Source organism: Psychrosphaera sp. B3R10 (genome assembly GCF_018861025.1).
GTDB classification, from domain to species: Bacteria; Pseudomonadota; Gammaproteobacteria; order Enterobacterales; family Alteromonadaceae; genus Psychrosphaera; species Psychrosphaera algicola.
In genome coordinates, this window is record NZ_JAHKQH010000024.1 from 124,975 (window position 1) to 146,842 (window position 21,868).

Consider the following 21,868-nt stretch of genomic DNA (forward strand, 5'->3'; position numbering starts at 1 on the left):
GGCACCATTTGGTGCCTTTTTTATTGTCCTAAAGTTTGCTTATTGAGGTATTACTCAGCTCTTAAATTCGATAAGCTAACCGATTGAATAGCGCCTTAAATTGAAATACAAAAAGATAATCAATGTCAGAAAAACACTTACACCAAACCGCGATACAAGCGATTAACAAAAAGCAATTTGATGTAGCCCAACGTGCTTTAATTCAAATCTTGAACAACAATCACAGTTTTTATGATGGCTATTTTTTATTGGGGGTAATTGAAGCTGAACTTGGCACTTATACAAAGGCCGTAGCATTGATGTCAAAAGCCGCGCAGATGCATCCATGCGCAGAATACTTTGCGCACTTAGCTAGGTGTTATGCCCTGATTGGAGATAGTAACAAAACGCATGAGGCGATTTCTCAAGTTCAACAATTCACCTTAGACAATGCATTAACGATTGATACGATTGGCGTTGCGTTGTCACGGATTGGCGATCACGACCAGGCGATAGAATATTTCAAACGCGCGATAAAGCTTAAGCCTGACGCGTCTTTTTATTATAATTTAGGGTCGTCGCAAACCTTTGCTGGCCTGTTTGATGACGCACGAAATTCTTATGAGCTAGCTATCAAGTTAGAGCCGACTTTTTATCAAGCTCATTCATCTTTGAGTCATTTAGGCGGTACGGACAAAGAGCACAATCACATTGACCGGCTGCAAGCTTTATTACCTAAACTGACAAGCGTTAATTCCAAACTGCATATTGCCCATGCGTTAGCGCGGGAGTTAGGGAGTGTCGATGAATTCGGTGCTGCCTTTTCGCAACTCGAGATTGCTAAAGGTGAAAAAGCCAAGTCGCTAAACTACCAGTTTTCTCAAGACCAATTGATTTTTGAGACATTAAAAACATGCTTTACGGAAGAATTGATTAAGGAGATTAATCGCAATAATAGTAAAAAACAAAAGACCAACACTGATCTTGATTTTGCTCCTATATTTGTCACTGGCATGCCGCGCTCTGGTACGACGCTTATTGAACGAGTGTTAACAAATAACAACATAGTTAAGTCTGCGGGTGAGTTGCAGGAGTTTGCAATTGCTATTAAGCGAATTGCCAAAACATCCAGCCAATATATTTTGGACCCCGCGACAATTAAGGCAGCGATAACCTCGGATTTGTCAGAAATTGGCGAACTTTATCGACAATGCGTTAAAAATATCGTTAAAGGTGCCTCACGATTTGTTGATAAAATGCCGCTAAATGTCCTAAATGCCGGTTTTATTATTGGTGCAATTCCTACCGCGAAAATTGTTTGTGTTATTCGTAACCCAATGGACACGATATGGGGTAATTACAAACAACTGTTTTCGCTCACAGACTCATATTATAACTACGCTTTTAGCCAAGTTGATACCGCTAAATATTATTGTGAATTTGTTCGTTTAGCGGAGTTTTGGCAAACCGCTTTTCCAGATCAGTTTAAAATTGTTCGCTACGACGATTTTGTACAACAACCCGAAATAATTGGGAAAGAATTTGTTGAGTTTTGCGGTCTAGTATATGACAGCAAGATGTTAGAGATAACGAACAACAAGTCAGCTGTTGCCACGGCAAGCTCGGTGCAAGTGCGGTCTAAAATTAGCACAAGCTCCTTAGGGCAGTGGCTAAAATATCGGTCGTTTTTACAACCTGCTTATAACGAAGTTATATCACAGGGGATAAAACTCGATTGATTTACAAGCAAATGATCGGGTTTAGTGAATATTTATCGGGCAATACCTTTAAATTTGGCTAAGATGACTCCATACACATCTTCTAGTGCGCACGTCCGCTTTTAAGGAAAGGTTGTATTTTGACAACAGTACATGACAAGTTAGAGCAGCTTAAGACTGCTGAGTTCTCCACCGCGATTAAAAATATTAAACGTGGTATAGAGCGTGAAGGTTTACGAATTACCCCTGAGGGCAAACTATCTCAGCTAGACCACCCGCAAGCATTAGGTGCGTCACTTACTCATCCTTATATCACAACGGATTATTCTGAATCCTTGATGGAGCTTATAACGCCGCCATCTAACAGCATTCAAGAAACGTTTAATCAACTCCAAGACGTGCACAAATTTGTACTCGAAAACATAGGCTCAGAAATGTTATGGCCTATGAGTATGCCGTGTTTTATCGGTGATGAGTCTGATATTCGAATCGCCCACTATGGCACGTCTAATGTGGCCCAAATGAAGTCGACATATCGTCAAGGGTTAAAAAACCGTTACGGTTCGATGATGCAGGCAATTGCTGGGATCCATTACAATTTTTCGCTGCCAGAAGAGTTTTGGCAAAAATACCAAGAGTTATTAGGCGACACAAGTGAAAGTAAAGACTTCCAGTCTGCGCAATATATGCACATGGTTCGCAATATTAAGCGTTTTGTCTGGGTGGTTACCTATTTATTTGGCGCGTCGCCTGCAATGTGTAAATCGTTTTTAGGTGGGCGCGAAAGCCAATTTGAATTCGAAACGTTTGGCAAAGGTTCTATTTACTTACCAAATGCAACGTCGTTAAGAATGAGTGATCTCGGTTACACGAATAGCGCTCAATCGGCTTTAAATATTGAATATGGTTCATTGACTCAATATATCGAAAAGCTTCGTAAAGCCATTCATACTGAGTCTGAGCAATATAAAAACATTGGTGTCAAAGTTGACGGCAAATACAAGCAGCTAAATCACAATATTCTTCAAATAGAAAATGAACTGTATGCGCCTGTTAGACCAAAACAAGTGGCTAAATCGGGTGAAAAGCCGACAGATGCATTAGAGAATCGTGGTGTAATGTATGTTGAATTACGTGCGTTAGATGTTAATCCGTTTTCACCATACGGTATAACAATGGAGCAGATGCGTGTTCTAGATGTTTTCCTTTTATATTGTTTACTTGAGCCTCAAGAAATCTTAACCGACCAACAACAGGCTGAAGCCGAAGAAAATCAAGATAAAGTTGTAGTTGACGGCCGTCGTGACGATCTTACGCTTAGCCAAAATGGACAAGTCGTAAGCCGAGAAAAATGGTTAGAATCAATGTTTGTTGATTTTACTGAAATCGCGAAATGGTTAGATCAAAGTTACGGTGGTGAAGAATACGCAAAGGCCGTGAGTAACGTTAGTGAAACGGCCAGTAATCCCGACTTAACTTTGTCTGGAAAATTAATGACGGAGTTACTCACGCGAGGAATAGACAATGGTAAGGTCGGAATGGAATTGGCCGCATATTACAAAGACGCCATTCTCAAAACACCAGCAGATACCTTTACTCGTCAATATATGGTCGATAAAGGACGTCAGTCTATAATTGACAGAGAAGCAATTGAAGCAGCGGATAACGTTAGTTTTGATGAATTTTTAGAACAATACTTTAAAACAAATAGCTAAAACTAACTTGATTCGAACATGGCTCGAAGTGGCCATGTTCGGTTAGATTTTACAAACAGATTAGTAAATACCTCTGCCGATTTTTATTGCCCTCATCACCAATATTACAAGCGCGAAGAAAAGCCAACACTAACTATTAGCCGATATTGAACTTTCAATTGAAATACAATGTTATGGTTTTAGTTTTGGGTAAATTCTGGATTAGACGAGGCTTTAAATGGGTGTTCGACAATCACGTTTTAACACTATGTTTCGAAATGTTAAGCAATCTATCATTAATTAAATATGATCCAGTTTTGGATCATTTGCAGCTTTAAAGCGCGGTATTAGAGAGCTGTATCAAAGAGCGATATCCATCAAGTTTCTTCGCCTTCCTCAAGTGGAGGATAAATCTTAGCTTGATAAACCTTGTTGTCTTTTATTTCAACAATTTCAATAGGGTAATCTGCAATTTGAATCGAAACGCCAGGTTCTGGTATATCTTCCATATACTCTAGAATAAGGCCGTTAATCGTTTTTGGACCATCAGTAGGCAATGACCATGACATATCTTTGTTAATATCTCTAATTGAAGCACTACCGTCGATAACGTAGCTTCCATCTTTCTGTTCTTCAAGTTCAAAACTCGAATCAACTGTCATGCCAGTAGTAAAATCACCTACAATTTCTTCCAAAATATCTTCTAGGGTAAATAAGCCTTGAATATCGCCATATTCGTCTACGACTAAGCCAATTCGTTCTTTATTCTGTTGCAGTTTTTGTAACAGAGTAAACAACGACGTACCTTCAGGTGTAAAGTAAATCTCACGAACGGCACGTAATAAGGAATTTTTACTAAAGTCTTCTTTGGCCAATAATCTTAATGCGTCACGTACGTGAATAAATCCGACAGCATCATCTATGTTATCCCGATACAACAACAGGCGGGTATGCTGCGAGTTAGTTAACCCCTTTAAAATATCCTTCCAATCGTCATTAATATCTAGCGCATAAATTTCATTACGCGGGATCATGATGTCTTCTGCTTTAATATTTTCGATATCTAGTAGGTTAACCAACATGTTTTGGTGATTGTCTTGTAACAGCCCACCGCTTTCATTTACAACGGTTCGGAGTTCTTCGGTACTTAAACTATGTTCAGCGCGGTCTTTAGCACTAATACCCAAAAGAATAAGCAGTCCATTAGTTATATAGTTAACACTTAGGACAAATGGATAAAGTACCTTCATTAGAATGATCAGGACAATTGAGCTCGGAAATGCAACCTTTTCAGGGTGCAAAGCAGCCAGTGTTTTAGGGGTGACTTCTGCAAAGATTAAAATGATAAATGTAAGTGCAAACGCCGCTACAGCTAAACCAACGTCACCGTAGAGTCGTTGCCCAATTTCGGCAGCTAAAAATGATGCGCCGATATTAACAAGGTTGTTCCCAATTAATATGAGACCAATAAGCTGATCAGGACGTTCCATCATTTTAGAAACACGAACCGCGCCTTTATGCCCTTGGTTTTCTAAATGTTTTAAACGATATTTATTGATCGCCATTAAGCCTGTTTCAGAACTCGAAAAGTAGGCGGAGATAAAAATGAGTACCGCAAGCGCGATAAACAGGGTACTCGTAGATATGGCGTCCAAAAATTATTTTCCTGTGTTGCTAATTGAATTATATAAGTATGATCGATTCACTTAAGTGTCAAGGGATCTACGACTAATTAAGTAGTATCTCTCGAACAAATCGACTGCCAAAATAGGCCAAAGTTAAGATGAAAGCCGCAACAATAGTGGCAATAGCACTGTTGTTTCCGCGCCATCCATATACTTTGTGACCAATAGCTAGTGTTAAAAAGATGGCCCATGCGACGATAGACAATACCGTTTTGTGGGCATATTGATTAGAAAACATGTTGTCTAAAAAGGTAAATCCGGTGACAAGTGCCAAAGTCAGTAGCACTAATCCGATAGCCATTAATCTAAAGTGTTGGGCTTCAACGCTACTTAATGGGGGCAAATGACTGTGTAGAGAAAGTGTTTTTGCTTTTAGTTTTGAGTCGATATAACGAAATTGGATGGCATAAAGTGAGGCGATAACAAGAATACAATAGGCTGCAACCGACAGTAAAATATGGACAAGAGTCGCGGTCGATACTGTAAACTCGGGTCCTATATAGGCTAGTGATGTATTAGGTACAAACATCAGTAATATCGTTAGGAAGCCTGAAAAACCGAAACTAACTAACATCAGCATTGTATTTAGATGTGACAAGGAGCGGATGACGATCACAATATTTATCAATGCACTGATGATTAAACACATTGAAACAAGAGATAGATGGATCCCACCTGAAACATACAAAAGTTGCTTGGCAGTAACAAGTTGAAGCAATATGGCGACTAAGGCAGCGCTAAATAACAGTTTAAAATTCATGTTCGATTTACCGACTAGTGTTCTAGCACATAAACCCGCAGCGAACAGGAATACCAGGCAAGATAGGAACAATCCCAACTCGATGGACATCACGTTATTTTCCTTATAGTTGTTATCAATGATCTAATGACATTAATTATGAGCGAGAACTTTACCATAAAATATCATAATGGCTCATCCTAAAGGCACGATCTGCACATTTTTATTCGTTATTTTCCGCGAACATGGATATATGCACATGAAGTGCAGCTTGATTTCTGTATTTTACGTCTACACATGTATATAATCCGCTACTTATTGTGCGTATTCCTTTTAGATAATTTAAGAGCGACAAGTTCCCTATGTTTAACAATTTATCCGAACGTTTATCAGAGTCGTTGAAAAAAATCAGCGGCCGTGGCCGACTGACTGAAGACAACATTAAAGACACACTACGCGAAGTTAGAATGGCGTTGTTAGAAGCCGACGTTGCTTTGCCAGTGGTTCGTGAATTTGTTAAAGCCGTTAAAGAACGAGCTGTTGGTGAAGATGTTGGCAAGAGCCTAACGCCTGGCCAAGTCTTTGTTAAGATCGTGCAGGGCGAACTTGAAAAAGCCATGGGCGAGAAAAATGAAGATTTAAATCTTGCCGCTCAACCGCCAGCTGTTGTTTTAATGGCCGGTTTACAAGGTGCAGGTAAAACCACTTCAGTTGGTAAACTTGCGAAGTTTTTAAAAGAGAAAAAGAAAAAGTCTGTTTTAGTTGTGAGCGCCGACGTTTATCGTCCAGCGGCAATAAAGCAGCTTGAAACGTTAGCAGCCGAAGTTGATGTTGAGTTTTTCCCAAGTTCAATCGAACAGAAACCAATCGACATTGTTAATGGCGCTATTGACCACGCTAAACGAAAATTCTTTGATGTTTTGTTAGTCGACACCGCCGGACGTTTGGCTGTTGACGAAGCTATGATGACGGAAATTAAAGACCTACACGCCGCGATCAACCCAATTGAGACATTGTTCGTTGTTGATGCCATGACAGGTCAAGACGCCGCAAATACTGCGAAGTCATTTAATGAAGCACTGCCGCTTACCGGTATTATTTTAACGAAAGCAGACGGTGATGCACGAGGTGGTGCTGCGCTATCAATTAGGCACATTACGGGTAAACCAATTAAGTTTATCGGTATGGGTGAAAAGATTGATGCGTTAGAACCTTTCCATCCTGAACGTATTGCGAGTCGGATTTTGGGGATGGGGGATGTTTTATCCCTTGTCGAAGAAATTGAATCTAAGATCGACCGCGAAAAAGCAGAAAAAGTCGCTAAAAAAGTGATGAAAGGCAAGGGCTTCGATTTAGAAGATTTCCGTGACCAACTTTCACAAATGCAAAACATGGGCGGCATGTCGTCATTAATGGACAAAATGCCGGGTATGGGCAAGATCCCAGATGCCGTTAAAAACCAAGTGAATGATAAAGAGTTTCTCCGAATGGAAGCTATTATCAATTCAATGACACGCAAAGAGCGTCAGTACCCAGATTTAATCAAAGGCTCTCGTAAACGTCGTATCGCGGCCGGCAGCGGCACTCAAGTGCAAGATGTAAATCGTCTTTTAAAACAATTCATGCAAATGCAAAAAATGATGAAGAAGATGAAAGGCGGCGGTCTGATGAAGATGATGCGCGGTATGGGCGGTGGTATGGGTGGCGCTATGGGCGGAAAAATGCCTGGCGGTTTCCCTCGTTTAAAATAATTTAATTATCCTTAAACAACACTGAACACAGTGACAAAATCGTCTCTTAAACAGCAGAACAGCTCATTGCAAAATGAGCTGAGTTTCGCTGAGCAAAAAGAAGATTACTTTTCAGCAATTGACATTATCGACAGATTAATTGCATTACAATCCACGTTAAAGCCCGACTTAAAACACAAAGACTTACCTAACTGGCTATTAAAACATGCTCAGTATTGCGTTCAGGTTGGTAATACCGACGGGGCTATTAAGTCGTTTGATGCCTGCGAAATCTATCGTAGCCAGCTGCCGTTTTTAGATCTAAACCGGGGTCATTTATACAAAGCGTTGGGCAATAGCGAATACGCAGCTGAGTGCTACAATCAACTTATCACTGAGTATCCTCAATACGTCGGTGTTGGCTTTTGGTCGTTGGCAGATTTGAAAGACCGTAAATTGCAAAGTTCTGAATTGTCGCAAATCGAATCCTTACTGCATGCTCCTTGTACTGAAGGCAATCAGGCATTATTAAACTTTGCTCTGGCCAAAGGACTTGAAGCTGCAGGTGATATTGAAAAGGCATTTGATGCGTTAAGTGTGGCAAATCACATTATCGCTAAACACCGCCCTTTTCCTGGCAATGCTTATGCCGACTTAATTCGTCAGCAAATACAAAGCTTCAATCGCGGTAACGCGTCAGGCCTAAACTTGCAAACTCAAAGTAAAAAAACAAATGGTGAATTAGCAACTGAGGCACCGATTTTTATTGTCGGCATGCCGCGCTCGGGCTCGACCTTATTGGAACAGATATTGGCTAGTCATTCATGGGTTGATACAACAGATGAGTTACCCTTTATCGAACGACTTGCGATAGATATACAACAACTCGGTGGGTACCCGTCTGCTATTTCCCGTTTAACAAACGCGCAATTAGACACACTTAGGCGGACTTATTTACAGCAGGCTAGGCAATATACACTTAATGATACCGGCGTTTTTATAGATAAGAACCCTAATAATTTTATGCATATAGGGTTAATTAAAACGTTATTCCCAAATGCCAAAGTCATTAATGTGGTAAGAAATCCTCTGGATAATGCGCTTAGTGTTTATAAGCAGTATTTCTCGGCCGGGCATCATTATTCTTATGATATAAATCATATCGGCTTTTATTGGCAGGGGTATTTGCATTTAAGTCAGTTTTGGCAGCAGACATATGGCCGTGGTGTGTATTTGGTTAGCTATGCCAAGCTTGTTGAATGTCCTGAAGCTGAAATTAGACGAATGTTAGCTTACTGTGAACTCCCGTTTGAATCGCAGTGTTTGACCTTCTATCAATCTACAAGAGCAGTATTGACCCCAAGTGTTTCACAAGTACGCCAACCTATAAATAGCCGCTCGATTGGCTCTGGATTAAAATATAAGGAATGCTTAACCCCACAACAGGTCGCCACATTTGATAAGCTTTGTGAGGACGTAGAGACATTCTTCACAACCTCAATGTAGCTTTATTCACCAGCGTTAAGTTATTTCTGAAGCCAATGAGCCTTTTGCTTTTAATCCCCTCCAAAGATAACCTTAATAAATGCAGTCCGATAAATCCTTAGTCAGCCAAAACACCTTAAATCGTTTCCAAACATACTTGAAGCACGTATATCGTGAGCATGATTAGTAATTAACGATTAAACTGTGCGACTTCTGGATTGAAACATGGGTCAATTAGGCAATGGATAAGCATTTTTGTTGATGGACTTTCATTGGTCAATTGAAGCGTTTCGGCAGTTTCGCGACAACGGTGAAATGTGCTGTCGCGCAGTTGATGATAATAGTCCCACCCACCCTGAGCCTCGCCGTAGATTGACCAAATTTGACGCCAATCTTGATAAAACGATGCGAGAAGATCTGATAGTGTATCAATCGCGCTCATTTCATTGCCATCGACCGATTTAACTTCACTTATCAATTCTGTGATCATGTGATTAACTTCTTCTGGACGCATTACCACTGGCGTATTAACACGTTCACATCTAATTGGCCTTTGAGCCCCCTCAACAAACGGTAGGGTTGGAAATTGACTTACTTTTTGGATGAACTCTTCGCCTAGCGCCTTACCTAGAGGACTCAAATTGTCGATATTAATTCCTTGTTTTACCCAGTTCCAAAATCGTGATGAGCCGCTGATATCAACAACTAAATGGACACGCGTTTTATCTGAAGCATTTACAACACGGTGGTTTTTCCATGAATCGAAGATCCAAGCATCTCCCTCAGCCATATGGACTTGTTTGTCGCCGCAATAAAAGATCACCTGCTCGTCAGTAACGATTGGGATATGGATCCTAACTCGGTCGTACCAATGGTAATTAATGTCACTGTGCAAAGGCACTTCAGCGCCTGCTTCTAAACGCATTAGGCGAGACCGACCAACGATTTCATTAAATGATGCGATTACCTGTTGTAAGTAAGGCGAGCGTTTTAATGCCACAGTGGGCGCAATAGGCCCTGAGAACAAGTTGTTCTGACCGCCTTGAACACTGAGCAACGGAATAGCTGAATTCCCTTTAAACCCTTCATGATGTGCGACCCATTCATTTTCTGAAAACTGAGTCACTTCCTTTTGAAGAGCTTCAATATCAAAAGTTATCGGGAGTTGAGTAAATTCGTGTGGCAATTTCATCGATTAAAATCCAAATTGATTTGGCTGGAAGCACTGGCAATAAGATGTTCATTTACGTTGTTGACTAACGGTTGGAGTTGCGGCGCGTATTGCAGAATGTCGTCAGCGTGTTTGTGCCATTTTACTTCGTTAGGCTTTGAAACCGTATAGCGCGATGTTGCAAGGGGTTGCGTCACCTTCGCCTCTAAATGTTGGTCTAAAACGAGGCCGGAGAATTGTAAGAGTCGATTAACCATCTCTAGCGGGTTTGCGAGTAGGTCAGCGTAATTAATTGTTATTTTTCTATTTTCGCTAATATTTTTTAGACTTTCTGTAATTGAATGATTACAGGCGTGCCATTGGAAGCTCGCAATTTTTTCCACCGGAGAACCGACCATGGTCTGCCAATTGTCTGGCAATAATAACGACCATTCGCCATTAAACCCTGGCAGTTGCGGATATGTTCGAAACCTGCCCGATTGCCATGCTTCTATTATACTGCTGATGTTCGGTAAAGGGTCACGGACTAAATGAATAAATAAAGCGTCAGGAAAAACGTGATTTAAGAATTCGACTCGCAACGCATTTTTAGGGGTCTTTTCTAAAAATCGAACCGCCTGTTGTTTATTCGGTGGTCGTCCATCTCGGTCGCGTAAACCCATTGAGAACCGTTGTTTCAATAAAGACGTTACGGCGCTAGTCGCGTGGTTTTTGGTCAATGTATTGGAAATATAACCGTTTGCAACTGTGCTTAATTCAGGGATATGTTCGATTACGGCGTGGCTTTCTCCACCGATAGAATAAAGGTTTTTTGTCGCCATTAAGGTTTCAAATAACAGTGTGCTGCCGGAGCGAGGTGCTGCAAGTATGATGATGGGTCGGTCAAAGTTCATATAAAAGATAATTTATCACGCATTTAAATGAGTAAATGCCATGATAATCAAATACGCGAAAAAAACCAGACATCGCCACATTCTAAGTAAGATCTAAGCTAGATATCTGCCTAACAAGATAATCCGCTATTAATAGTCAATTACAACTTGAAATTTAACTCAAAATCCGTACAATTGCGCGACCTTTTTTGGGGTGTCCAAACTAGGGGGCGAGTAATTCGCCGTAACTAAAAGTAATAATTGAGGAAATTATGGTATCTATTCGTTTAGCTCGTGGTGGCGCGAAAAAACGTCCATTCTACTCAATCGTAGTTGCAGATAGCCGCCGTTCACGTGACGGTCGTTTCATCGAGAAAATTGGCTTCTTCAACCCGATTGCAGCAGGTCAAGAAGAGAAAGTACGCATTGACTTAGATCGTATCGAATACTGGGTTGGTGTTGGCGCGCAGGTTTCTGATCGCGTTGCTAAAATCGTTAAAGACGCAAAAAAAGCGGCTTAATCAATACGATTATTAGCAGAAAGTGAAGGTAATAAAATGAGTCAGTCTCAAAACGAAGAATACATTCTAGTTGGAAAAATTGGTGCATCATATGGCATCAAAGGCTGGTTTAAGATTAACGCCTACACTGAGGTCCCTGAAGGGATCTTTGATTACGTACCATGGCGTGTAACGCTTAATGGCAGTAATCGTTTTGTGAAGGTTGCCGAGTGGCGCCGACACAACAAGGGTTTGATTGCGAAGTTTGACGGTGTTGACAACATGAATGATGCTGAGGCTTGGCTTCATGGCGAAATTTATGTAACAGCCGACCAACTGCCTGAATTGTCTGATGACGAGTTTTATTGGCGTGACTTAAAAGACATGTTAGTAAAAACCGACAAAGGGTACGATTTAGGAAAAGTATCTGGCCTTATGGAAACGGGATCAAATGATGTTCTTGTAGTGGATGCAAATCCGACCGACGCATTTGGTAAAACCGAAAGGTTAATCCCATACATCCAGGATGATGTAATACTTTCAGTTAACAAGGAAGAGAACACCATTACGGTGGACTGGGATCCGGGTTTTTGACATTGATGGTTTTAGGATCGTGAATTGTCAATTATGGTTAGGCGTAATAACGCTTTTTCCAGAAATGTTTGATGCCATTACCCAACAAGGGGTAATTAGCAGAGCCATTAAAAACGGTACGATTGACTTTAATGCGTGGAATCCTCGTGATTTTGCCCATGACAGACACAGTACAGTGGATGACCGACCTTACGGTGGTGGTCCAGGAATGTTAATGATGGTGCAACCTTTGACCGATGCAATTCATGCTGCAAAGCAGGCTGCTGGTGAAGGGGCAAAAGTGATTTATCTTTCTCCTCAGGGACGAAAGTTAGACCATGAAGGCGTAAAACAGCTTAGCCAACATAATAAATTAGTGTTGGTTGCGGGTCGATACGAGGGAATAGATGAACGAGTTATTCAATCGGAAATTGACGAAGAATGGTCGATTGGTGATTTTGTTCTGAGCGGCGGTGAACTACCGGCAATGACACTGATAGATGCAGTGTCGAGGATGATACCTGGTGTGTTGGGACATAAACTCTCAGCAGAGCAAGATTCATTCGCAGATGGTTTGCTAGATTGTCCGCATTATACCAGACCAGAGGTTCTGGATGGTCAACGGGTACCTGACGTGTTACTTAGCGGTAATCATGAAAAAATCCGTCAATGGCGATTACAACAATCGCTTGGAAGAACTTGGTTGAAAAGACCAGATTTAATTAATCATCTAGCTCTGACTGACGAACAGCAGAAGTTGTTAGCCGCGTTCCAAACCGAACACGACGAAACAAAATGTGAAGCTAAGTAGGACAGTGAAACTAGAAAAGTGAGAATATAATGAGCAAAGTAAGTCAAAATATCATTAAAGCTCTTGAAGAAGAGCAAATGAAAACTGATGTCCCGGCATTTGGCCCTGGTGACACGGTAGTTGTAAAAGTTAAAGTAAGAGAAGGTGCTAAAGAACGTCTACAGGCGTTTGAAGGTTTCGTTCTAGCGAAGAAAAATCGTGGTCTACATTCTGCTTTTACAGTTCGTAAGATTTCTAACGGTGAAGGTATTGAGCGTACATTCCAAACGCACAGCCCTGTTATCGAAAGCATCGAAGTTAAACGTCGTGGTGATGTACGTCGCGCTAAACTTTACTACATGCGTGAGCGTTCTGGTAAATCAGCACGTATCAAAGAGAAGTTGCAAAAAAGATAAGAACTTCTTAGCCGATGCACCTGCGTGGCAACAATTGCGGCGCAGCAAAAAGCTAATTATTAAAGGAGCACATAGTGCTCCTTTTTTTATGCTTGGCATTTAAACCAAGATTACAGACTTTCATTTTAAATACGTCTAACTTGTATTATATCCATCACCGCGCAGAATATTCAGTTGCGATCAGTAGTTTACTCAACTAAAAAGACGGCTCTGTCGCGCCAGATTGGATAGAAATGGTTGGGCTAGGTGAGCAACGTTGTCTCTAAGATAATAGATCACTATTCATTTGTTATCAGAAACACGTCTTAAAAAAATGACTACGTAAAAAGCCCCTTGGTGACCGCTAGTATTGAAATTCTGGTGTGGCTATGGAGGTTTCTCAAGTGTTAAGCGCTAATGAGCTATTTTGGAATTTTTTCGGTTATGGGAAAGAAACGGTGAAACTCGTCAATTTTATTTAAGCTGTGAGTCTTAAATTCTATGTACTATATGATGTGAATCGTTATATTTTATTGATAATCAAGTATGCAGTTATCTTTAAGTCTATTTTTTGGCTACATAGATCGCTGTAAATACTAAAGTTATTCAGTTCTAAGTAAAATAGTTTTGAGGGGATGAGGTATATTGTTATGTTGGATAATGTTTGTGCTAAATTGCTGTTTAGACAAATGTTTTTAAACGAAAATTTCAAATATAGATAAAACATTAAAATAGGAAAGTTTATGAAAAAGTGGTTATTAGTCAGTTTATGTTTTGTATTCTCGACCACCGTCTTTGCTCATGGGGATGCAAAAGAGTTAGATTTGAAAAAATTTGCTCAAACTTATTTCGACACTATGGTAAAGACTCAGTTACCCGGTACGACTCCCGAAGCACTAGAAGATTATTTAGCCTTGCTTAAAGATGATATTGGTCATTCACATCTTCCGTATGTCACCGACGATTCGCGTCAACCAGATGGCAAACAAGCGATGAGAAAGGGCATGACGTTCTATATGGGCGCGCATACAGAATACAAAGCTGAATTGTTAAATGTATTTGTCTTTAATCACTCTGCAATCGCGATTAGGTACAAGAATTCCGTAAAAGGAATCCACCCGCAAAATAATCAGGAAATTGCCTATTCGCAGGTTATGATGGAAGTGCTTGAAATTGAAGATGGAAAAGTCGCTGTTATTCGAAAATATCACGAATAATATCAAGTAACTTAAAATAGCGCTGTTTTCAATGCAGAAACTGGTTTTGAATTTTGTGTAGTTTATTAATTCACAAAACAATCATTTTAAATGGTTGGAAAGTTATTTAGAACCTACTCAAAGCTCAAAATGAGTGGCAAAAATAAAAAGGGGAAGTTTCCCCTTTAAATTAGAATAACGTATAGATAAAGGTTGCTAAAGCTGATTGCTGTGTTGCAACTACTAACCCGCCAAGCAGACTTAATATGACAATGATAGGCATGAGCCAGATCTTTTTGCGGACTTTTAAAAATGCCCAAAGGTCAGTTATAAATTCAATCATTAAAACGGATTCTCCAAATTGTTCTTACTCGATTCTGCCTCAGGTTTGACATAATTTGAAGTTGCATTCGTTGGCATTTTTGATTTGTATTGAAGTTTTCCAAAATAGCGCAGTACAACCCCTAAAGGGGCGATCAATATATAAAAGCTTAAACTCAAAATAATTCGAGTATTAATCCATCCCATTACCCCACCAATCACACTCCAAAATTTAAATGGGTAATAAATAAAACTCGGTTTGACTAAGTACAACGACATTAAAACAACAGAGATAGCAAAAGGCCAAAGTTGCCAGTTATAGGAAAATAACCAAGGCAGGAACGCCCCAAATATGACAGGAAACGCCCAGCTCATTGTCAATGCAAATGACTTGAGTTCATTTAAGTCGGGTCTATTCATAGATTCATTCCCTCTATTTTGCTAAAGATGGGTAGGACTGTTAAATAATTATCATGGGTGTCCAAGTTATTTGCGGCATTAATTACCGTCGAATTTGCATGGGTGTCCATGTTATTTACTGGATTAATTACCGGCGGGTTTGCATGGGTGTCAACGTTATTTACTGGGTTAATTACCGTCGGATTTGCATGGGTGTCAACGTTATTTAACGGGTTAATTACCGTCGAACTTGCATGGGTGTCAACGTTATTTATTACCGTCGAATTTGCGTGGGTGTCCATGTTATTTACTGGGTTAATTACCAGCGGGTTTGCATGGGTGTCAACGTTATTTATTACCGTCGAATTTGCGTGGGTGTCCATGTTATTTACTGGATTAATTACCGGCGGGTTTGCATGGGTGTCAACGTTATTTACTGGGTTAATTACCGGCGGGTTTATATGGGTGTCTATGTTATTTTCTATGTTATTTACCGGGTTAATTACCAGCGGGTTTGCATGGGTGTCAACGTTATTTACTGGGTTAATTACCAGCGGGTTTGCATGGGTGTCCATGTTATTTACTGGATTAATTACCGTCGAACTTGCATGGGTGTCAACGTTATTTACGGGGTTAACTACCGGCGGGTTTGCATGGGTGTCCATGTTATTTGCTGGCAAATTCATGTAAGTGTTTGCGTTATTTTTAAGATTAAACCTAATTCTGCTACACCGAGGCGAATCGTATTTATCAAAGGTGGATGAGTGAGTTTTATTTGTCATCAGAGAAAACATCGTTTAATCCATATCAAATTTAATAGATTTAGCGACATCTATTGCAGACTGCGGCTGATCAGTTTTAGCTAGTACAATATTGTTCATTACCAAGTAGTCCATTTCTGTAGCCAAAAAACATCGAATAGCATCTTTTGGGGAGCAGACAGGTGGTTCGCCACGAACATTAAATGACGTATTAACCAATACACCACATCCTGTTTTTGCTTTAAATGAAGATAACAAATTATGGAATTCTGGATTGGTATCTTCATGAACCGTTTGTATACGGGCACTGTAGTCCACATGGGTAATCGCCGGCAGTGTCGAACGTTTTTGATTTAGTTTGTCTATACCAAATAGCGCGTTGTCGGTTTTAAGCTTTAGCTCACTTTTAATGTCTGCGACGAATAACATATAGGGACTTTCAACATCGTGGTCAAAATATTTTGCGACGTCAGTGGCTAATACGGCGGGAGCAAAGGGGCGGAAAGACTCTCTGTATTTTATTTTTAAATTCATTGTCGACTGCATTGCTACATTTCGCGGATCACCAATAATAGAACGGTTACCTAAGGCACGCGGACCAAATTCCATTCTCCCCTGGAACCAACCAATAACATTTCCCTGCTCGACTAATTTTGCAACATGATCATAAAGATTTTCATTGCTTATACTGTTCGCAACTAACTTTTGCTTCTCAACTTCTGCATTGATTTGTTCATTTGAATAAGATGGCCCTAGATAGCTTCCAAACATAGCGTCGTTCGAAGAGTCAATTAATCGAGGTTGCTCAAAATAATGATGCCAGGCAACTAATGCGGCACCTAATGCGCCGCCGGCATCACCCGCAGCCGGTTGGATCCATATGTTTTCATAAGGACCATCTCTAAGTAATCGACCATTAGCAACGCAATTTAGGGCGACGCCACCGGCTAAACAAAGGTTTTTTGAAGGCACAAGTGTATATAAATGTTTGGCAATTTTAAGAACGATTTCCTCAGTGACAACCTGTATTGAACGGGCTAAATCCATTTCTTTTTGGCTTACTTCGGAGTCACTTAAACGAGCGGGCCCGCCAAATAGTTTATCGAACTTACTGTTTGTCATACGATCGCCCACGGCATAATCGAAGTAAGACATGTCTAAGTCGAAACTGCCGTCGTCATGAACATTGATAAGTTTATCTAGAATTTTGTCAACGTAAACAGGTTCACCGTAAGGTGCCAAACCCATTAGTTTATACTCTCCGGAATTAACCCTAAATCCACAGTAGTAGGTAAATGCCGAATAGAGGAGTCCAAGAGAATGTGGGAATTGAATTTCCCAAATAGGTGACAGTTTATTTTCTTTTCCTGACCAGGCTGTTGAGGTTGCCCATTCCCCAACACCATCCAAACATAAAACTGCCGCTTCTTCATATGGCGATGGAAAAAATGCTGAGCCAGCATGTGAAAGATGATGTTCGCTAAATAATAATGTTGGTAGTTTGGCTTTTTTATCCAATCCGGCCAAATTCCTCAATTCTCGACGCAAAATGCTCTTTAAATACAGTTTTTCCTTTAACCAAATAGGCATTGCGCGAATAAATGAACGAATACCAAAGGGAGCATTGGCAAAGTAGGTTTCTAATAACCGCTCGAATTTAAGTAAGGGTTTGTCATAAAAAATGATCGCGTCTAATTGCTCTAAATTGCAATTAGTGTCATCTAGGCAAAATTGAATTGCTTGTGCAGGAAAGTTGGGGTCATGCTTATTGCGGGAAAAACGCTCTTCTTGCGCGGCAGCAATAATTTTACCGTCTTCGATAATCGCTGCAGCACTGTCGTGATAATAAGCTGAGATACCGAGAATTTTTTTTGTCATAGATGTCTTAGTTGGCAATTTATGCATTCGTATTAACTAATGAGTCTAGCACTTTTACCTTGCGGCAATCGACCTCATTCGCTACCGTTGCATACCTATGTATTGAATTAATTGGTAGTATTTCCTTTTGACGACACGAACGACTCGGCCTGTTTTTTATCTCATCGCGATCATTATTCCATTTGTATTGTTGGGATTGGCTGAAGTTGGTTTACGAACGTTTGGGTTTGGTAAGACCGTTCCGTTGTTTGTTGAAAGTGCTGATATGCCAGGCTATCTCCAACCTAACCCAAATATAATCCAACGATACTTTGCAAATCCAAATGCGGCTCCAAATGTCAGTCCTGACACCGTATTCTTTCAAAAGAACAAAGCTGAAACTACTTTTCGAATTGTTGTGCAAGGAGGAAGTACAGCAGCTGGATTCCCATACGGCCGGTTTGGCTCCCTGCAAGGTATGTTAGAGCAACGATTTAAACGGACGTATCCTCACAAAAATATTGAAGTAATTAATACCGCAATGGCTGCTGTTAACTCATATACTTTGATGGATTTTGTTGATGAGATTATCGAAATTGAGCCTGACCTTATTTTGATCTACGCCGGACATAATGAGTATTTGGGCGTAATGGGCGTAGGCTCTACATTTGCTGCTAGAGGTGGGCGAAGTGCAACGTTGGCATTTTTGCTACTTAAAGACTTGCGACTGTATCAACTCGCTCAAACTGTGTATACATGGTGGAATGGAGAATTATCCAAAGATGGCAATGAGCCATCTCGCTCTTTAATGTCGAAAGTAGCGAAGGGGCAACATATCGCGTACGACAGTTCGCTATATCATAAAGGTATTGAGCAATTTCGGGATAATTTGAAAGTTATACTGAGCAAGTATAAAGCACAACAGATCCCCGTTTTGTTGGCGAACTTAGTCAGTAATGAGCAGGACCAGCCACCGTTTTCGAGTATTGGGAAGGTTGATTGGCAGCAAGCGGTCAAGTCGAGTGACTTATCCACTGAGCAAATTCAGTTGTTAAATAAAACCGATGATGACGCAAGTAAAGCTTATCTTTCTGCATTATCATTTGTTAGTAATCGTAAATTTAATGAGGCTTTGGAGCAATTTATTAATGCAAAAGACCTCGATCAGCTTCGATTTAGGGCACCGAGTGCGTTTAATCAAGTCATCAGCGACCTCGCGGCTGAAGACGGTGTCAGTCTAGTTAATGTAGAACAGTTGTATCGGCAAGATTCGAGGTTAGGGATCATTGATCAACAACTTATGTTAGAACATGTACATCCGACTTTGAGAGGTTATTTTATTCTGGCTGAAAGTTTCTATACGGCAATTAAAAATACCGGTTTGATTGGGGATGAATATACTTCCGTAACACGCCAAAAAGCTTGGTTGGATGTCCCTGTAACTGAATTTGATGAAGCATGGGCGCAACTAAAAATTAAACAATTAAAGAGCGATTATCCATTTAAAGTAAAATTTGAGCCGTTACCTGAGTTCACGCCAAGATCAGAAATAGATTACCTTTTGATCGAACGAGCACAAGGTATAGATTGGATAGCCCAACAAAAGAAATTAATATCAATTTATAAAGCAAATAAACAGTTAGGACAGGCAGCTAAAGTATATGGTGTATTGTCGGACGCGCTAATAAACTCACCAATTGCGGCAAATGATGCAGCGTTAATCTACCGACAAATTAGCGACATACCAATATCAACATTTTACCAACGACGAGCGTTAAAGTTGGACCCAGATAATCAAAATTATATATTAAATCTAGCCCATAATTATTTTCTGTTGAAGCAGTTTGATAGCAGTTTAAGTTTGTTAATTAAGGCGAAAGCAAAGTTGAAAGATACGAGTAGAGTGGATTTTTTTATCGGAAAAGTTGAACAAGCAATAAGGCTAAAAAATGAAAACTAAAACTTGGGTGTTTCGAGTAATTGCTTTTTTAATACCAATATTATTTTTTGTTGCCATTGAGTTTGCGCTTCGATTTTCTGGATTTGGTAAGTCGATACCTTTATTTATTGAAAACCCAGCCGCGCCTCATTATTTGTTACCCATGCCGCAAGTTGTCGGACGTTATTTTGCCAACGATAAATTAGCACCGAACGTCACGATTGAACCTAATTTCTTTTTGAAGAAAAAACCCAAAGACGGGATTAGACTATTTGTTCAAGGGGGTTCAACAGCCGCCGGCTTTCCATATGGGTTAGGGGCTTCGATTGCTGGAATGTTGGATTATCGACTAAAACAAACCTTTCCCGAACAAACCGTTGAAGTGGTGAATACTGCACTTTCCGCGGTAAATAGTTATACATTGCTGGATTTTGCCGATGAGATCATTGAGCAAAAACCGGATGCAGTACTAATTTATGCGGGTCACAATGAGTATTTGGGGATTCTCGGTGTAGGGAGCAATTACACGGCGGCCAACTCACGAGGAGCGACCTTAATGTACCTTAAACTCAAGGACTTAAGAATATTCCAATTGATGCAGCGCATTTATTATTGGTTTGCTCAACCTGAGATGGATCAATCAACGGGAACGTCACGTACTGTAATGGCTAAAGTAGCCAAACACAAAAATATTGAAGTGGATTCAGACCTATTTAACGCCGGTTTAGCACAGTTTGAAGGCAATATGGCACTGTTACTTGGAAAATACCAACGTGCTGGTATCCCTGTTTTTATTAGTTCTATAGGCAGTAATCTTGTCGACCAAGCCCCCTTTGTGTCAAAGCCCATCTCTGTCGATTATGTTGTAAACGCTTTAGCTTCAAAAAAAGTGAGCTCTGATAATTATCAAGACACCCAAGCAAATTTAAATCAAGAGACTCAAGATAATTATCAAGACACCCATTCAAATTTGAATCAAGAGACTCAACAAACAAACATCAGAAATAGCGTAGACACCCACCGTAGTATTAATGGAACTGAAGAGATTAAATTAGCATTAGCTCGTTTTGCATTAACGCAAAACGCGAAAACCCAAGCGCCTATGTTGCAACAAGGTGAACTTGAAGTTTTACACGCAATGGCAAATCTACGTAGCGCTAACGCACATTACTGGCTAGGGCAATACAATTTGTCGAAATTCAACATTCCACTAGCGAAACAACATTTTGAAGCCGCGCGACAAAATGATTTGCTCAGGTTTCGAGGTCCAAATGAAATTAACGGTATTATTAAAAAGTTAGCGGAAGAGTTTTCGGCAATCTTTGTGGATGCAAATTTGGCGTTAGAGCGGGCATCTCCACAGGGAATTATAGATGAGAGTGTTATGATCGAACACTTGCATCCAACAGTTAAAGGTTACTTTGAGATTTCAGATGTATTTTATACTGCATTAAAAAAGTCTGAATTATTTGGTAAGTTCCGGAACGAAATCCCACGTAGCCAAGCCCAAAGTGACATCCCTTTATTGCGAGCTGAGGTGTATTGGGGTGCTGCTAAAATCGCGGGTCTTATGGCAGATTACCCGTTCACTGATGAACCTAAACGAGTCGTGTTACCGCTCAAAATTAACGAACTTGATGAAATTGGCTTTGCCGCTTATAAGAAAAAAATTGACTGGATGACGTTAGCGACTGAAACGCAAAAACTAGCGAAGAAAAACAATGATGTTGAATTATATTTACGCACCGCAAAATTGTTGGCTGATGCAATTCCAAATGACTCTGAGAGGAGTTTTAACACAGGGATTCAGCTTATCCAGGGGAATAAACCGCTTGAAGCAATTCGTTTTTTAAAGCGGGTGTTAATCGAAAACCCAAAAGATGTAAACGCGCGGCTTGCATTAGCTCATGCTTATTCAGAAGTAGGGAAATTAAACAAAGCTTTAACTTATTTAGAAGCTGCATTGGAATTAGATCCGACTAATAAAACGGCTTTAGAAAACATTCCACAGATTAAACGCCACTTAAACTAAGTAAATTGTGAGGGTGTTATCAGGACACCCAC

19 protein-coding genes are annotated in these 21,868 nt (G+C 40.3%); 11 read left to right on the forward strand and 8 right to left on the reverse strand.

Annotated elements, in window-relative coordinates:
- The first annotated feature begins 122 nt into the window (after positions 1-122).
- A complete protein-coding gene (locus KO525_RS09360; RefSeq protein ID WP_215963540.1) occupies positions 123-1,718 on the forward strand; it encodes a sulfotransferase in 1,596 nt (531 codons plus the stop codon).
- A 119-nt stretch (positions 1,719-1,837) separates the two neighbouring features.
- A complete protein-coding gene (gene gshA, locus KO525_RS09365) occupies positions 1,838-3,412 on the forward strand; it encodes a glutamate--cysteine ligase (RefSeq protein WP_252736618.1) in 1,575 nt (524 codons plus the stop codon).
- A gap of 356 nt (positions 3,413-3,768) precedes the next feature.
- Here gshA and KO525_RS09370 read toward each other — a convergent pair whose 3' ends face one another.
- Both KO525_RS09370 and KO525_RS09375 read right to left on the reverse strand, forming a co-directional pair.
- Positions 3,769-5,046, reverse strand: a complete 1,278-nt coding sequence (locus tag KO525_RS09370) for an HlyC/CorC family transporter (protein ID WP_215963541.1) — start codon at positions 5,044-5,046, stop codon at positions 3,769-3,771.
- 73 nt (positions 5,047-5,119) lie between these two features.
- Positions 5,120-5,836, reverse strand: coding sequence for an inner membrane protein YpjD (locus tag KO525_RS09375; protein WP_215963542.1), 717 nt, complete (start codon positions 5,834-5,836; stop codon positions 5,120-5,122).
- Positions 5,837-6,177: 341 nt separating this feature from the next.
- Between KO525_RS09375 and ffh the strand changes: the two genes are divergently transcribed.
- Together ffh and KO525_RS19975 are read left to right on the forward strand one after the other, a co-directional pair.
- On the forward strand, positions 6,178-7,566 hold the full coding sequence (ffh, locus tag KO525_RS09380) for a signal recognition particle protein (protein WP_215963543.1): 1,389 nt from the start codon (positions 6,178-6,180) through the stop codon (positions 7,564-7,566).
- Positions 7,567-7,596: 30 nt separating this feature from the next.
- Complete coding sequence (locus KO525_RS19975; RefSeq protein WP_215963544.1) at positions 7,597-9,051, forward strand: sulfotransferase; 1,455 nt, start codon at positions 7,597-7,599, stop codon at positions 9,049-9,051.
- Positions 9,052-9,220: 169 nt separating this feature from the next.
- Here the strand turns inward: KO525_RS19975 and KO525_RS09390 are convergent, their stop codons facing one another.
- Together KO525_RS09390 and KO525_RS09395 are read right to left on the reverse strand one after the other, a co-directional pair.
- Positions 9,221-10,222 (reverse strand): aspartyl/asparaginyl beta-hydroxylase domain-containing protein, encoded by a 1,002-nt coding sequence (locus KO525_RS09390; protein ID WP_215963545.1) that lies wholly within the window; start codon positions 10,220-10,222, stop codon positions 9,221-9,223.
- A complete protein-coding gene (locus tag KO525_RS09395) occupies positions 10,219-11,094 on the reverse strand; it encodes a sulfotransferase (RefSeq protein WP_215963546.1) in 876 nt (291 codons plus the stop codon). Before KO525_RS09395 ends, KO525_RS09390 begins: the two co-directional genes overlap by 4 nt.
- Before the next feature lie 251 nt (positions 11,095-11,345).
- On the opposite strand from KO525_RS09395, the gene rpsP reads away from it, so the two are divergent.
- The 5 genes from rpsP (at position 11,346) to KO525_RS09420 (ending at position 14,548) form a co-directional block, all read left to right on the forward strand.
- Positions 11,346-11,594: a 30S ribosomal protein S16 gene (gene rpsP / locus KO525_RS09400; RefSeq protein ID WP_215963547.1), complete on the forward strand. Its 249-nt coding sequence runs from the start codon at positions 11,346-11,348 to the stop codon at positions 11,592-11,594.
- A gap of 36 nt (positions 11,595-11,630) precedes the next feature.
- Complete coding sequence (gene rimM / locus KO525_RS09405; protein ID WP_215963548.1) at positions 11,631-12,167, forward strand: ribosome maturation factor RimM; 537 nt, start codon at positions 11,631-11,633, stop codon at positions 12,165-12,167.
- Positions 12,168-12,186: 19 nt separating this feature from the next.
- The gene (gene trmD / locus KO525_RS09410; protein WP_215963549.1) at positions 12,187-12,957 is read left to right on the forward strand and encodes a tRNA (guanosine(37)-N1)-methyltransferase TrmD; all 771 of its coding nucleotides are present in this window, start codon (positions 12,187-12,189) and stop codon (positions 12,955-12,957) included.
- Positions 12,958-12,986: 29 nt separating this feature from the next.
- The gene (rplS, locus tag KO525_RS09415; protein ID WP_215963550.1) at positions 12,987-13,352 is read left to right on the forward strand and encodes a 50S ribosomal protein L19; all 366 of its coding nucleotides are present in this window, start codon (positions 12,987-12,989) and stop codon (positions 13,350-13,352) included.
- A gap of 722 nt (positions 13,353-14,074) precedes the next feature.
- The gene (locus tag KO525_RS09420) at positions 14,075-14,548 is read left to right on the forward strand and encodes a nuclear transport factor 2 family protein (protein WP_215963551.1); all 474 of its coding nucleotides are present in this window, start codon (positions 14,075-14,077) and stop codon (positions 14,546-14,548) included.
- Positions 14,549-14,717: 169 nt separating this feature from the next.
- On the opposite strand, the gene KO525_RS09425 is transcribed toward KO525_RS09420, so the two are convergent.
- The 4 genes from KO525_RS09425 to KO525_RS09440 form a co-directional block, all read right to left on the reverse strand.
- Positions 14,718-14,870, reverse strand: a complete 153-nt coding sequence (locus KO525_RS09425) for a DUF5989 family protein (protein WP_215963552.1) — start codon at positions 14,868-14,870, stop codon at positions 14,718-14,720.
- Entirely contained in the window at positions 14,870-15,268 is a 399-nt protein-coding gene (locus KO525_RS09430) for an SxtJ family membrane protein (RefSeq protein ID WP_215963553.1), read from the reverse strand. The genes KO525_RS09425 and KO525_RS09430 overlap by 1 nt, the downstream gene beginning before the upstream one ends.
- Positions 15,265-15,933, reverse strand: a complete 669-nt coding sequence (locus tag KO525_RS09435; protein WP_215963554.1) for a hypothetical protein — start codon at positions 15,931-15,933, stop codon at positions 15,265-15,267. The genes KO525_RS09430 and KO525_RS09435 overlap by 4 nt, the downstream gene beginning before the upstream one ends.
- Positions 15,934-16,044: 111 nt before the next feature.
- A complete protein-coding gene (locus KO525_RS09440; RefSeq protein WP_215963555.1) occupies positions 16,045-17,886 on the reverse strand; it encodes a carbamoyltransferase in 1,842 nt (613 codons plus the stop codon).
- Between the two features lie 127 nt (positions 17,887-18,013).
- Here KO525_RS09440 and KO525_RS09445 point away from each other — a divergent pair, with 127 nt between their 5' ends.
- Positions 18,014-19,825 (forward strand): hypothetical protein, encoded by a 1,812-nt coding sequence (locus KO525_RS09445; protein WP_215963556.1) that lies wholly within the window; start codon positions 18,014-18,016, stop codon positions 19,823-19,825.
- Positions 19,815-21,836, forward strand: a complete 2,022-nt coding sequence (locus KO525_RS09450) for a tetratricopeptide repeat protein (RefSeq protein WP_215963557.1) — start codon at positions 19,815-19,817, stop codon at positions 21,834-21,836. The genes KO525_RS09445 and KO525_RS09450 overlap by 11 nt, the downstream gene beginning before the upstream one ends.
- Positions 21,837-21,868 lie beyond the last annotated feature (32 nt).